This window comes from Oceanibium sediminis, assembly GCF_003265325.1.
Classification (GTDB): Bacteria; Pseudomonadota; Alphaproteobacteria; order Rhodobacterales; family Rhodobacteraceae; genus Halovulum; species Halovulum sediminis.
The window spans coordinates 1-12356 of sequence record NZ_QGNX01000027.1 but is presented as its reverse complement, the minus strand read 5'-3'; the positions used below and the strand labels follow the sequence as shown (position 1 = coordinate 12356).

Genomic DNA, 12356 nt, shown 5'->3' with positions numbered 1-12356 from the left:
GCTGAAGCAGCTCGAGGACGAGAACGGTCGGCTGAAGAAAATCGTGGCCGACCTGACCCTGGACCGGGAAATGCTGCAGGACGTGATACGGCGAAAGATCTGAAGCCTGATCGGATGCGCGAACTGCTTCGCGGGATGTGCAGCGATTGGGCGGTTTCGATCCGGACGGCCTGTGGCGCCATCGGATTTGATCGTTCAACGTTCCATTTCAAATCCCGCCGCACCGATCAGGCTGCTGTGGAGAAGCGGATCAAGGAGATCTACGAAACGCGGGTGCGCTACGGCTATCGGCGCGTCCACGTGCTCCTGGATCGCGGGAGGGAATGGGCCTGATGTCGAACTTTCTCCAGTATAACATACTGATCTATATCCATTTTCATAAAAATCAGATGTTTTGAATGGCGCCCCATTGCCGGAGGCCTCTGCATCCTAGCCGCGCAGCATCAACAAGGAGATTGACAAGTTTGAGATTCAGTATAACGTTTTACTAAATCGATACACCGCCCCACAAGTGGGCCCAAAGGAAGGGAATGAAATGAGGTTTAAGGACAAGGTCGGGATCGTCACCGGATCGGGGTCGGGATTCGGTTTCGAGATCGCAAGGCGGTTTGCGGAAGAGGGCGGTTCGGTCGTCGTGGTCGACCTGAACGCCGAGGCCGGCGAAAAAGCAGTCGCCAAGATCGAAGGGGCCGGTCACAAGGCTGTGTTCTGCAAGGCCGACGTAGCGACCCGCGCCGGGGCCGACGCGATGGTGACGGCCGCCGTGGAGAGTTTTGGTGGACTCGACGTGCTGGTGAACAATGCCGGCGTGCCTCAACGCCCCTGTCATTTCGCGGCGCTGGACGAGGACCACTATGACCTAATGTTCGCGGTGAACGCCAAGGCGATCTACCTTTCGGCTGCAGCCGCGCTCGACGCCTTCAAGACCCGCGGCGGCGGCGTGATCATCAACACCACCTCGATCGGCGGAACCCGTCCGCGCCCGGGCATGTCGGCCTATGCGGCTAGCAAGGCGGCAGCCAATGCCATCACCAAGGCGCTGGCGCTGGAAATGGCTCCCGACAAGGTGCGCGTCAACGCCGTGGCCCCCGTCGCCGGCGACACACCAATGCTGTCCGAGTTTATGGGCGGCGAGTCTTCCGAGGACAAGCGCCAAGCCTTCATCAACTCGGTCCCGCTGGGTCGACTCAGCACGCCTGAGGACGTCGCGGCTGCAATCCTCTTTATGGCATCCGACGAGGCCTCGCTGATCACCGGCGCCGAACTGGCGGTGGACGGTGGGCGCGGCGTCTGAGCGCCGCGACACCCTGTAAAGAAAGATCGAATGGCCGCCCGATGACCCAGAACCCCGACGACGATCCATCCCAGCGGGATGCCCGCACGGTGACGATCTCGGATGTTTCCGAGGCCGCGGGCGTGTCCATCACCACAGTGTCGCGCGTGCTGCGTGGCGATACCAAGCTGTCGATCCGCAAGGAAACCCGGGCGCGCATCTTCGCGGCCGCTAAGAAGCTGAACTATGCGCCCAACCCGGCGGCGCGCAGCCTGCGCACCTCGAAAAGCATGGCCATCGCCATCATCCTGCCCGAGATCGAGAACCCCGCCTATGCGCCAATCATCCGCGGCGCCCAAGCGGCGGCGGTCGACAACGGTTACTCCCTGCTTGTCAGCTATTGCGGCGAAACCCAGAGCCCCGAGGAAATCTATCGCAACCTGGCGCTCAACATCCGGGTCGACGGGCTGCTAGTCACAACCTCGCAGAGCGAGGACGAAAAGATCCTGCATCAGGACGCCACAGGGATCCCGACCGTGCTGGTCAACCGGCGGACGCGGGCCGAAAACAACTTCGTGATCGTGGATGACGGCGCAGGCGCGCGGCTGGCGGTCGAACATCTGGTGGCGCTGGGGCATCAGCGGATCGCGCATCTTTCGGGGCCGCTGAAGCACTATAACTCGGCCCAGCGTGCCAAGGGCTATACCGATGCGCTGCGGGATGCGGGCATCGCGCCCGACCCGGCGCTGATCGTGGAAAGCGGTTATCTGACCGCGGACGGGCGGGTATCGACGCAAAAACTGCTGGACGAATGCAGCCCGCTGCCCACGGCGATCTTCTGCAACAGCCTGCTGGTGGGGGCCGCGGCGGTGACGGTGTGCCGCGCCAACGGACTGAAGGTGCCTGACGACATGTCGATCGTGGGGCTGCACGACGGCACAATCGCCGAGTTAATCTATCCGCCGCTGACCACCGTCCGCTACGACCTGTTCGAGATGGGCCGACAGGCGACGCTGTCGCTGCTCGAACTCATCGGCGGTGACGGATCGGAGAGAAAGCAGACGGTGCTGGCCCCCGTAGCGCTTATCGAACGTCAGTCCACCGCCCGGCCCCGCCAGACACCGCCGCCCCCCGATCCCTGAGCCGGATCGGCGGCGCCACGCAAGACATGACAAAGGAGTGCATTATGCAAGAGAAATTCGACGCGCTGATCGACGGTGTTTGGGACGATGCCGGAGGGCGGTATTTCGATCTGCTAAACCCCTCGACCGGCAAAACCCTGACCCGCGTCGCCGAGGGTGGCAAGGACCAGATCGACCGCGCCGTCGCCGCCGCCCGCAAGGCTCAGAACGGCGCTTGGCGGAGCACAACGCCGGCTGATCGCGGCCGCCTGCTGCACAGGGTCGCGGCGCTGATCCTAGAGAACAAGGACCGCATCGCGAGGATGGAAAGCCTCGACACCGGTAAGCCGCTGGCCCAGGCCGAAGCGGATTGCGTCGTCGCCGCGCGCTATTTCGAGTTCTTCGCCGGGATCGCCGACAAGATCGGCGGCGTCACCATCCCGCTTACGCTGGATTTCCTCGACTATACCGAACGCGAACCGCTGGGCGTGGTCGGGCAGATCGTGCCGTGGAATTATCCGCTGCAAATGTCGGCGCGCGGCCTTGCGCCCTGTCTGGCCGCCGGCAACTCGATCGTGGTCAAGCCAGCCGAAGAAGCCTGTCTCAGCGCCATCGAACTGGGACGCCTATGCAAGGAGGCGGGGATCCCCGCCGGCGTGGTTAACGTGGTGCCGGGCTATGGCGCGGAAGCTGGCGCGGCGCTGGCGGCGCACCCGAATGTGAACCTCGTGGCCTTTACCGGCTCGGTGCAGACCGGAAGCACGGTGATGCAGGCAGCGGCCAAGAACGTCGTGCCGGTGCTGCTGGAACTGGGCGGCAAATCTCCCAACATCCTGTTCGAGGACGCCAATCTCGACAAGGCGCTGCCGGTGGTGATCAAGTGCGCGCTACAAAACGCCGGTCAGACCTGTTCGGCCGGCAGCCGCGTTCTGGTGCACCGCTCCCGCCAAGACGAGGTGATTGATCGTTTGGCGGGTCTAGCGCGCAACTATCGCGTCGGGCCGGGGATCGACAATTCCGACATGGGGCCGGTGATTTCCGAACGCCAGTGGACGCGCATCATGGGCTATATGGACATCGCCCGCGACGAGGGCGCCGAGATCGTGACCGGCGGCAAGCGCCCAGAGGGAGCCGATTGCGAAGGCGGCTTCTTTATCGAACCGACGATCTTCGCCAATGCCAACCCCGGCATGCGCGTCCATGACGAGGAGATTTTCGGCCCCGTCACTACGGTCGTACCCTTCGACACCGACGAGGAAGCGGTAAAGATCGCCAATGCCACGCCTTATGGCCTTGTGACCGGTCTCTGGACCCAAGACATCACTCGCGCCCATCGCCTGGCCCGCGAGATTTCGGCCGGCCAGATCTTCGTCAACACCTATGGCGCCGGTGGCGGGGTCGAGATCCCCTTCGGCGGCTACAAGAAGTCGGGCTTCGGGCGCGAGAAGGGGCTCGAGGCCGTCAATTTCTATTCCCAGACCAAGAACATCTGCATCGGCCTCGCCTGAGGCCACAGCCGGATCACACGAGGCGCCGGCACTCTGCCGGCGCGCAACACGGAGGAGAAAACGGATGAAATTTACGAAACTCGCGGCTATTGCGCTGATCTCGCTCGGCGCAACGGCGACATATGCGCAGGATTCTGTCAAGATCGGCGCCCTGATCCCGCTCAGCGGCAACTATGGCTTCCTCGGGGTCAGCGAACGCTATGGCATCGACATGGCGCTGGAGGAGATCAACGCTGGGGGCGGTGTGCTGGGCCGCCAGGTGGAGGTGCAATATGAGGATTCCGGCACTGCTGCCCAGGCCACGCGCAAGGCGACGCGGATGCTGCAGAACGACGGCGTCGACTTCTTCGTCAACGGCGGCGGCAGCTCGGTCAGTACCGCGATGGCGGAATTCGCGGCGCGCAACAAGGTGATCGACCTCGCGCTCGACCCGAACTCGGAAGAGCTGGTGCGCGGCAAGGCCAACCGGTACTTCTTCCTAGTGCCGCCCCCCAGCAGCATGATCGCCAATGCTTTCGTGCCCGAAGTGGCCAAGCTGGGCGATTCGGTCTTCTTCCTGACCCATGATTATTCCTACGGCATCGCACAGACCACCGAACAGCGTCGCGTGCTGGAAGAGATCGGCGACGTCGAGGAAGTCGGCGAGATCCGCATCCCGCTGGGCACCCGCGACTTCAGCTCGCAGATCATCGCAGTGCGCAACGCAAAGCCCGACGTGCTGATCGTCAACGTGGCGGGCATCGATTCCACCGCGCTTCTTGAACAGATCTGGGAATTCGGCCTCTACAACGACATGCAGGTCGCGATCCCGCTGCTCGACTTTGAGGACAGCTGGGCCATAGGAGCCGACAAGAATGAGATGATAGCACTGGCCGGTGTCGAATGGCACTACAACATCAGCGACAAGGCGCAGGCATTCAAGGACCGCTACCAGGAGAAATACCCAAATGCGGATTTCCCTGTGCCCACAACCAACTCGGTCAACGCATACCTGGGTGTTAGGATATTGCTGCAGGCCGCCGAGGCCGCCGGATCGCTGGAAAGCGAGGCCGTGGTCAAGCAGCTGGAGACCATGACGCTGGAAGAATCGCTGAAGATGAACCCTCTCACGGTGCGCGCTGCCGATCACCAGATCGTGCAGGACTTCGTCATCGTCAAGGTCAAGCCCGAAGCCGAGCGAGAGGCGGACTATGACCTCTACGAGGTGGTCACCGTGGCCGCGGGCGCCGACATCGTCAGCCCCGAAGCCGAGGCGACGGCCGACATGTCGGCATTCGACTGATCCCATCCCGAAGGCCTGCGCCCCGCGTGCGGGCCTTCACCAGAGACACTTCCAACAGACGGTAGGAACGCCATGCCCGGTTTCGTGGAGATCGTCAGCCAACTGACGAACGGTGTTATTTACGGCCTCATCCTCGCGCTCGTCGCGGTCGGTTTCTCGCTGGTCCTCGGCGTCATGGGGATCATCAACTTCGCCCACGGGCTACTGTTCGCGCTTGGCGCTTACCTGGCCTATTCGTTGCAGTTCCATGTCGGATACTTCGGGGCGCTGGTGATCGCGCCGCTGATCGTCGGGATGATCGGCATCCTGATGGAATTCGTGTTTATCCGCCGCCTTTACGGGCGCGATCCGCTGTTCGTGCTGGTGCTGACCTTTGGCGTCGCTATGGCGGGCGAAGAGATCATCCAGCTGATCTGGGGCAAGCTGGCGCGATCGGTGGATGCACCAGCCTTCGCCGACAGCTTCATCGACTTTGGCTTCATCATCTATTCGGAATATCGCCTGTTCATGGCCGCGGCCGCGGCGCTGATCATCGGCGCCACGTGGTACCTGCTGGCCAAAAGCCCGCTGGGCTCGATCATCCGGGCCGGCACCCACGACCCCGAGATGGTCAGCATCCTGGGCATGAACTTGCCGCTGATCCGAACCGGCGTCTTCGGCTTCACGGCCCTCCTGGGCGGAGCCGCCGGCGTCGTCGCCGCCCCCTTGTGGAGCGTGCGGCCCACTATGGGGCTCGACGCGCTGCTTCCGGCGTTCTTGATCGTGGTGATCGGCGGCATGGGCAGTTTCTGGGGCAGCGTGCTGGGCGGCCTGCTGGTCGGGGTCGCCAATGCCATCAGCGTCATGTTCTTCCCGCGGTTTGCGGACCTGACGATGTACGTCCTCGCGGCGGTGGTGCTGCTTTACTGGCCGCGCGGGCTGCTGGGCAAGAAAAGCGTCCTAGAATAGGGCGCGTAGGAGACAATCAGATGACACAGGTAGATACAAATACCCCGCCCGCACCCGCGCGCCCCATGGCGCGCCGGCAGGGCGCCATGGCTGCGAAATTCGCCGCGTTGCTGGCGGTGCTGCTGGTGCTGCCCTTCATCGTCCCGCTAATCGGGATGAACGTGGGCATCGCCTCGGAGATCGTGATCTATTCGCTCTTCGCCATCGCATTCAACATCCTGCTGGGCTTCACCGGGTTGCCGTCCTTTGGCCATGCGGCCTTCTTCGGCACCGGCGCCTACATGGTGGCGATCCTGCAATACCAAGGGATCGAGAACACCGCCGTGGCACTCCTGACCGCCGCTCTTGGCGGGGGCATCGCCGCAGGGTTGGTGGGGGTGCTGGTCTGTAAGAAGCGCGGCATCTATTTTGGCCTGCTGACGCTGGCCTTCGGGCAGATGTTCTTCATCGTCGCTTTGCGTTGGGACGAGGTGACGGGGGGCGAGACCGGGCTGACCGGGCTGACACGCTCGACCATCGACCTTGGCTTCGCAGCCTTCGATCTGAACGATCAGATGACCTTCTATTACTTCGTGCTGCTGGTGTTTTTCCTGTCGATCCTGGTGATCTGGCGCATACTTAGCTCGCCCTTCGGCGCAGTGCTGCGCGGCATCAAGGAGAACGAGCTGCGTGTGCAGTACCTCGGCTATCCGGCATATCTGTACAAATGGGCGGCAATCACGATTTCGGGGGCCTTCTCGGGCCTCGCGGGGGGGCTGTTCGCCTACTACCAATATGCCACCTATCCCGAATTCGTGTTCTGGGTGCAGTCGGGCAACGTGGTGGTCGCCACGCTGATCGGCGGCGGGCTGAACAGCTTCTTCGGGCCGATCTTGGGGGCGGCGATCTTTGTTGGCGCCGAGGATCTGATCAGCAGCTACACCGAGCACTGGATGCTGTTCTTCGGCCTGCTTTTCATCTCGGTCGTGATCTTCTTTCCCAACGGCATCCCGCAGGCAGTGATGCGGCTGACGAGCTGGATTAGGGGACGCACCGGCGCGCAAGACGCCGATAAGGCCAGCGAGGAGACGGGCAAGTGAACATTCTGGAAGCAAAGAACCTCGGTGTGTACTTCGGATCGTTCAAGGCGGTGGACGATGTCAGCGTCGCCTTCGAGAAGGGGCGCCTGACCTCGATCATCGGGCCGAACGGGGCAGGCAAAACCACCTTCTTCAACCTGCTGACCGGGTTCCACCCGCCCACCTCGGGCAGCGTCCTGTTCAAGGGGCAGGACATCACCCAGTTGCCGATCCATGCCAAGGTGGAGCTTGGCCTGACGCGTACCTTCCAGGTGCTAAACGTCTTCGACCAGCTAACGGTCAAGGAAAACCTGCGCATCGCCGTGCAGCGCCTGCGCGGTCATCCCTGGCGCCTGCTGGCGCACGAGGACGGCTTTTCCTCGGTCGAGGAAGAGGTGGACCGCCTGCTTGTGGCCGTCCACCTGCAGGACTTCCGCCACACACGCGCCGACGAAATGTCGCATGGCCACCGGCGGCATCTGGAAATCGGCCTGTCGTTGGGGGTCGATCCTGAAGTGCTGCTGCTGGACGAACCGATGAGCGGCCTCGGCATGTACGAGACCGGACAAATGAGCGATTTCATTCAGGAGTTGGCCCAGCGCCTGACGGTGGTGCTGGTGGAACATCATATGTCCGTCGTCATGAAGATTTCGCAGCGCATCCTGGTGCTGCAGAACGGCCGGTTGATCGCCGACGGCGTGCCCGCCGACATTCAGCAGAACGCCGCGGTGCGCGAGGCCTATCTCGGCAAGAGCTACGGCGCGGGCGACAATAGTAAGGAAACGGTCAATGCTTGAACTGCGCAATGTAAACGCCTTCTACGGCCGCGCCCAGGTGCTTTTCGACATCTCGCTGAACGTCGGCGAGGGCGAATGCGTCGCCCTGCTGGGGCGCAACGGCGCAGGCAAGACCACGACGCTGCTAAGCACCATGAACTTGGTCACCCACAGCGGCGAAATCCTGTTCAAGGGCAGTCCGCTGAGCGGACGGCAGCCCTTCGACATCGCCAAAGTAGGCGTCGGCTTCGTGCCGGATTCCCGGCGCATCTTCCCCACCCTTTCGGTCGAGGAGAACCTGAACCTCGGCAAGAAGGCCGGCCACGACGGCCAGGCGAAATGGAGCATCGACCGCGTCTATGAGGTGTTCCCGAAGCTCCGCCAGATCGCCGGGCGCGACGGCGGCAACCTCAGCGGCGGGGAACAGCAGATGCTGTCGATCGCCCGCGCGCTGATGGGCAACCCCGAAATAGTCATGCTGGACGAACCAACCGAGGGCCTGGCCCCCGTCATCGTCGAGGACCTGATCGAGATCATCGCTACCCTCAAGCGCGAACGTATGACGGTACTGCTGGTTGAACAGAACGTCAGCGCCGCGCTCAGCCTGGCAGAGCGCTGCTATATCTACGACCACGGCTATATCACCGGAGAGAAGACCAGCCGCGAGATAGCCGGGGACGATTCATTGAAACGCGAACTGCTGGGGGTCTGAACTGTGAGCATGAAAACCCCGCCCCGCGCCGCAGCCTCGGCCGCGCTGATCGATTCCGCCATCTTCGGCGACATGTTCGCCACCGACGCCATGCGCGACATCTTCTCGAACGCGGGCACCGTCGCGCGCTATCTCGCCGTCGAGGCGGCACTGGCGCGGGTGCAGGGCCGGCTTGGAATCGTGCCGGCCGCGGCAGCAGAGGCCATCGTGGCCGCCATCGACACGCTAGACATCGACATCGAGGCGCTGCGAATTTCCGCCAATACCGTCGGCTATCCCATCGTCGGCATCGTCAACCAGATCGCCGAGGCCTGCCCGGGCGATGCGGGCCAATACGTCCACTGGGGTGCCACCACGCAGGACATCATGGACACGGCTGTGGTGCTGCAGCTGCGCGAGGCGTTCGACCTCGTGCAGGCGGCGCTGTCGTCAATCTCGGGACGCCTTGGCACTCTGGCAGAGTCCCATCGCGACACGCCGATGGCCGGGCGCACCCACCTGCAGCACGCCCTGCCGGTCAGCTTCGGGTACAAATGCGCCGTCTGGCAATCGGCGGTGCTGCGCCATCGCGACCGGCTGGATGGGCTACGCCCGCGCGCCCTGCAGGGCCAGTTCGCCGGTGCCTCAGGCACGCTGGCCTCGCTCCACCCCCGGGGGCTCGAGGTGCACGCGGCGCTGATGCGCGACCTCGGCCTGCTCGAGGCCCCCTGTCCCTGGCATTCAATGCGCGACAGCCTGGCCGAGGCGGTAAACCTCATGGGACTGATTTCCGGCACCCTCAGCAAGGTCGCCACAGACGTTTCGATCATGATGATGACAGAAATCGGCGAGGTCACTGAAGAATACGCCGCCGGCCGTGGCTCCAGCAGCACAATGCCGCAAAAGCACAACCCGATCCTCTGCGAAATGATCATCGGCACCGGGCGCATCGTGCGCCAGAACGCCGCCCTGATGATGGAGGCGGTCTGTTCCGACTTTGAACGCGCCACCGGCCCCTGGCACACCGAATGGCATGCCATTCCCCAGGCCTTCGTGAACATCGGCGCCGCGCTGGCCCATGCGGACGACCTGTTGGCCAACCTGGCGGTTCATCCCCGCCGCATGGCCGACAACCTCGCTATCAGCCGGGGCGGAATCTCGGCCGAGGCGGTGATGATGGCGCTGGGCGCCAAAATCGGACGCAAGAGCGCTTATGCTCTCGTCTATCGCGCCGTGCGCGCCGCGCAGGACCGCGCCATCTCCCTCGCCGAGGCGCTGGGCGAGATCCCCGAGGTAACGGCGCATCTGCCGCACGACCGCCTTGACGCGCTGCTGGCGCCTGCGAACTACCTCGGTCACTCGGGCGACATCGTCGACCGCGTGCTGACCATTGCCCGTGAACGCCGCGCCGAAAGCTGAGGCGCCATCTCCCCTTTCCTCCGCGCCCCTTGGGCGGCGGCCACTGACAAGGAACCTGCCATGAAGATCGCCCATATCGACTGTATCGCCCTCGACATGAAGCTATCGCGGGAATTTAGCGGCGGCACCTACAAGGTGGCCTCGCGCCCCACCATCATCACCCGGGTGTATCTGGAGAACGGCATCGTCGGCGAGATCTATGGCGGCGACGAGTTCCACACCCAGATGGAAATCATTGCAGTGGTCGAGAATGAATTTGCGCCGCTGTTGGTGGGCCAGGACGTGCGCGACTTCCAGCGCCTCTGGGAGCTGATGTTCCGCCATCCGCTGGATCTGGGCAACCGGGGGCTGCACCAACTCGACATGCACCCGCGCGGCATCATCATGCAGGCCATCAGCGCCGTGGACAACGCCATGTGGGACGCGCGCGGCAAGCTTTACGGCGTGCCGGTCTGGAAGCTCCTTGGTGGCTGCCGCGACAGCGTGCCGGTCATTTCCATCGGCGGCTATTACCCTGCCGACGAATCCGACGCCTGCACGGCAATTGCCGAGGAGGTCGGCCAGGTGAAGGAGGCCGGCTGCATCGGCATCAAGATGAAGGTCGGCCGTGTCTCGCTGGAAGAGGATCTGGCACGCGTCCACGCAGCGCGAAAGGCTGGGGGAGCGGACTTCGTGCTGACGGTCGATGCCAACCAGGGCTGGGATCCGCTGGACGCGATCGAATTCTGCGTGGCGCTGGAAAAGCAGGACCTGAACGTGCGCTGGATGGAAGAGCCGCTGAAATGGTATGACCAGACCGATGGCCATCGCCTGTTGGCCACCAAGACCAACATCCCGATCAACGTCGGCCAGGGTGAAATCAGCGGGCGGGCCTGCCGCGACCTGATTAAGCACGGCGACGTCAACATCCTGAACCTCGACTGCACGCTCTGTGGCGGTGTCACCGAATGGCAAAAGGTGGCGGCCATGGCCGGTTTCATGAACGTCCAGATGGCCCATCACGAGGAGCCGCAGATCGCCATCCACCTGATGGCCGCCAATCCTCACGCGCTGTTTGTGGAAATCTTCGCTAACCGCGAACGCGATCCGCTGCTCTGGCAGCTGCCGGAGGGCTTCCCGAAAATCTCCGACGGATACATGGAGGTTCCCCAGCAGCCCGGTTTCGGAATTTCCTTCAAAAAGGCCGCTGTCAAGAAATACACCGTGCCCCATTAACCAGTCTTGCGATCCCCATTTCCAATGACCATCGGTCCAGGCTTTTCCCAAGAGCTGTCAGGCAGATTCAAACTGGTCTCTGACTGACAGCAAATCGGCTCTTTATTTCGCACAAAGTTGGCCCACTGGGCTAGAACGGCGGATCAGTTCGTGTCAGACGAATGCGAACCCGTCTATCCAAGGACAAAATGACTGCGCCTTATGCCGCGCAGAACCGATGCCACCATTGTCGGACCATCTCATGGCTGACGACGACATCGCGCTCATACAGCAGATCCTCGACTTTCCGGAGCGACAACGGGAATTGGACATAGAGCGACACCGCCAAGCGGGTGGCTTCATTGCTGGTCTTGAACTACTTGAACGGGCCGGCTTTGGTAATGGCAGGACGTGGCCTGCCCCGCCTCAACCCGACGTTGCTGTCGACTATGCTGCGCCGAAAGCGCGCCATTCAGTAAGACCAGCGGCTACGTTAGGGAATACGCCTCAGCCCACGCTCTCGCCGATCACCTTGCACAGCGCGCCCTGATATCTGCCGATCGCTGCGAGCCAGTCCTCGGCCTTAGCCAGCAATAGTGCCAATTCCGGCTCACTACCATCTGCCGCCTTCAGGCCGTACTCGCCAGGGTTTGCGTTCGGCTTCACGTAGCCGCCGATTATGACGGCCATCTCTTCGAGGTAAGCGTGAGGGAGTTCCGTTCTGCCGATAGTATTGGCGGGCCAGTTTATCGGCCGAGTATTCAATCTGCCTTCCGTCATAATGCCCATGATCGTATACCTGCGCTCATCGGGCCGGATCCAGCGCAGGCTCATCGACGCACCACTGGCTTCGAGGAACACACTGATGTCGTCAAAGCTGGAAATAGATCTTCGAATCGCCGGTAGACCTGCACATTATTGTTTTTCAGGGCTTCAAGCCCCTGCTCCAGCGTGATTGTTCGCCGAGACATTCCCGAGGGTTGCGCCGAGTTGATCCCGTCCGGAGCTTAGATCCGGAGGGTACCATCGACCACTGACACTACCCCCCAAGGAACCAGTTCGGTCTTCACCAGAATTCGGGGGGGG

The 12356-nt window shown here is 62.7% G+C and carries 11 protein-coding genes and 2 pseudogenes; 11 read left to right on the top strand and 2 right to left on the bottom strand.

Annotated elements, in window-relative coordinates; all coding sequences use genetic code 11:
• From DJ029_RS21090 to DJ029_RS21040, 11 genes and pseudogenes are all read left to right on the top strand, one after another.
• A pseudogene (locus DJ029_RS21090) lies at positions 1-315 on the top strand (IS3 family transposase); the annotation flags it as partial.
• Positions 316-535: 220 nt separating this feature from the next.
• Complete coding sequence (locus tag DJ029_RS21085) at positions 536-1294, top strand: glucose 1-dehydrogenase (protein WP_112324443.1); 759 nt, start codon at positions 536-538, stop codon at positions 1292-1294.
• Positions 1295-1335: 41 nt separating this feature from the next.
• On the top strand, positions 1336-2415 hold the full coding sequence (locus DJ029_RS21080) for a LacI family DNA-binding transcriptional regulator (RefSeq protein WP_112324442.1): 1080 nt from the start codon (positions 1336-1338) through the stop codon (positions 2413-2415).
• Between the two features lie 44 nt (positions 2416-2459).
• Positions 2460-3902 (top strand): aldehyde dehydrogenase family protein, encoded by a 1443-nt coding sequence (locus DJ029_RS21075; protein WP_112324441.1) that lies wholly within the window; start codon positions 2460-2462, stop codon positions 3900-3902.
• A 64-nt stretch (positions 3903-3966) separates the two neighbouring features.
• Positions 3967-5184, top strand: a complete 1218-nt coding sequence (locus DJ029_RS21070; protein ID WP_112324440.1) for an ABC transporter substrate-binding protein — start codon at positions 3967-3969, stop codon at positions 5182-5184.
• 72 nt (positions 5185-5256) lie between these two features.
• The gene (locus tag DJ029_RS21065; RefSeq protein ID WP_112324439.1) at positions 5257-6132 is read left to right on the top strand and encodes a branched-chain amino acid ABC transporter permease; all 876 of its coding nucleotides are present in this window, start codon (positions 5257-5259) and stop codon (positions 6130-6132) included.
• A gap of 20 nt (positions 6133-6152) precedes the next feature.
• The gene (locus DJ029_RS21060; protein ID WP_112324438.1) at positions 6153-7211 is read left to right on the top strand and encodes a branched-chain amino acid ABC transporter permease; all 1059 of its coding nucleotides are present in this window, start codon (positions 6153-6155) and stop codon (positions 7209-7211) included.
• Positions 7208-7987 carry an ABC transporter ATP-binding protein gene (locus DJ029_RS21055; protein WP_112324437.1) on the top strand — a complete coding sequence of 260 codons (780 nt, stop codon included), beginning with the start codon at positions 7208-7210 and terminating at the stop codon, positions 7985-7987. The genes DJ029_RS21060 and DJ029_RS21055 overlap by 4 nt, the downstream gene beginning before the upstream one ends.
• Positions 7980-8678: an ABC transporter ATP-binding protein gene (locus DJ029_RS21050; protein WP_112324436.1), complete on the top strand. Its 699-nt coding sequence runs from the start codon at positions 7980-7982 to the stop codon at positions 8676-8678. Before DJ029_RS21055 ends, DJ029_RS21050 begins: the two co-directional genes overlap by 8 nt.
• A 9-nt stretch (positions 8679-8687) precedes the next feature.
• Positions 8688-10076, top strand: coding sequence for a class-II fumarase/aspartase family protein (locus DJ029_RS21045; RefSeq protein WP_198671233.1), 1389 nt, complete (start codon positions 8688-8690; stop codon positions 10074-10076).
• Positions 10077-10136: 60 nt separating this feature from the next.
• The gene (locus DJ029_RS21040) at positions 10137-11291 is read left to right on the top strand and encodes a mandelate racemase/muconate lactonizing enzyme family protein (protein ID WP_112324435.1); all 1155 of its coding nucleotides are present in this window, start codon (positions 10137-10139) and stop codon (positions 11289-11291) included.
• A 211-nt stretch (positions 11292-11502) separates the two neighbouring features.
• On the opposite strand, the pseudogene DJ029_RS22300 reads toward DJ029_RS21040, so the two are convergent.
• Positions 11503-11619 (bottom strand): annotated as a pseudogene (locus DJ029_RS22300) (IS6 family transposase); the annotation flags it as partial.
• Between the two features lie 158 nt (positions 11620-11777).
• A complete protein-coding gene (locus DJ029_RS21035; protein ID WP_112324434.1) occupies positions 11778-12131 on the bottom strand; it encodes a hypothetical protein in 354 nt (117 codons plus the stop codon).
• Positions 12132-12356 lie beyond the last annotated feature (225 nt).

Excerpts from the sequence above, each read along its gene's own strand:
- DJ029_RS21045 (WP_198671233.1), top strand. The coding sequence starts at position 8,688 with ATGAAAACCCCGCCCCGCGCCGCAGCCTCGGCCGCGCTGATCGATTCC.
- DJ029_RS21085 (WP_112324443.1), top strand. The coding sequence starts at position 536 with ATGAGGTTTAAGGACAAGGTCGGGATCGTCACCGGATCGGGGTCGGGA.
- DJ029_RS21060 (WP_112324438.1), top strand. The coding sequence starts at position 6,153 with ATGACACAGGTAGATACAAATACCCCGCCCGCACCCGCGCGCCCCATG.
- DJ029_RS21050 (WP_112324436.1), top strand. The coding sequence starts at position 7,980 with ATGCTTGAACTGCGCAATGTAAACGCCTTCTACGGCCGCGCCCAGGTG.
- DJ029_RS21075 (WP_112324441.1), top strand. The coding sequence starts at position 2,460 with ATGCAAGAGAAATTCGACGCGCTGATCGACGGTGTTTGGGACGATGCC.
- DJ029_RS21040 (WP_112324435.1), top strand. The coding sequence starts at position 10,137 with ATGAAGATCGCCCATATCGACTGTATCGCCCTCGACATGAAGCTATCG.
- DJ029_RS21080 (WP_112324442.1), top strand. The coding sequence starts at position 1,336 with ATGACCCAGAACCCCGACGACGATCCATCCCAGCGGGATGCCCGCACG.
- DJ029_RS21065 (WP_112324439.1), top strand. The coding sequence starts at position 5,257 with ATGCCCGGTTTCGTGGAGATCGTCAGCCAACTGACGAACGGTGTTATT.
- DJ029_RS21070 (WP_112324440.1), top strand. The coding sequence starts at position 3,967 with ATGAAATTTACGAAACTCGCGGCTATTGCGCTGATCTCGCTCGGCGCA.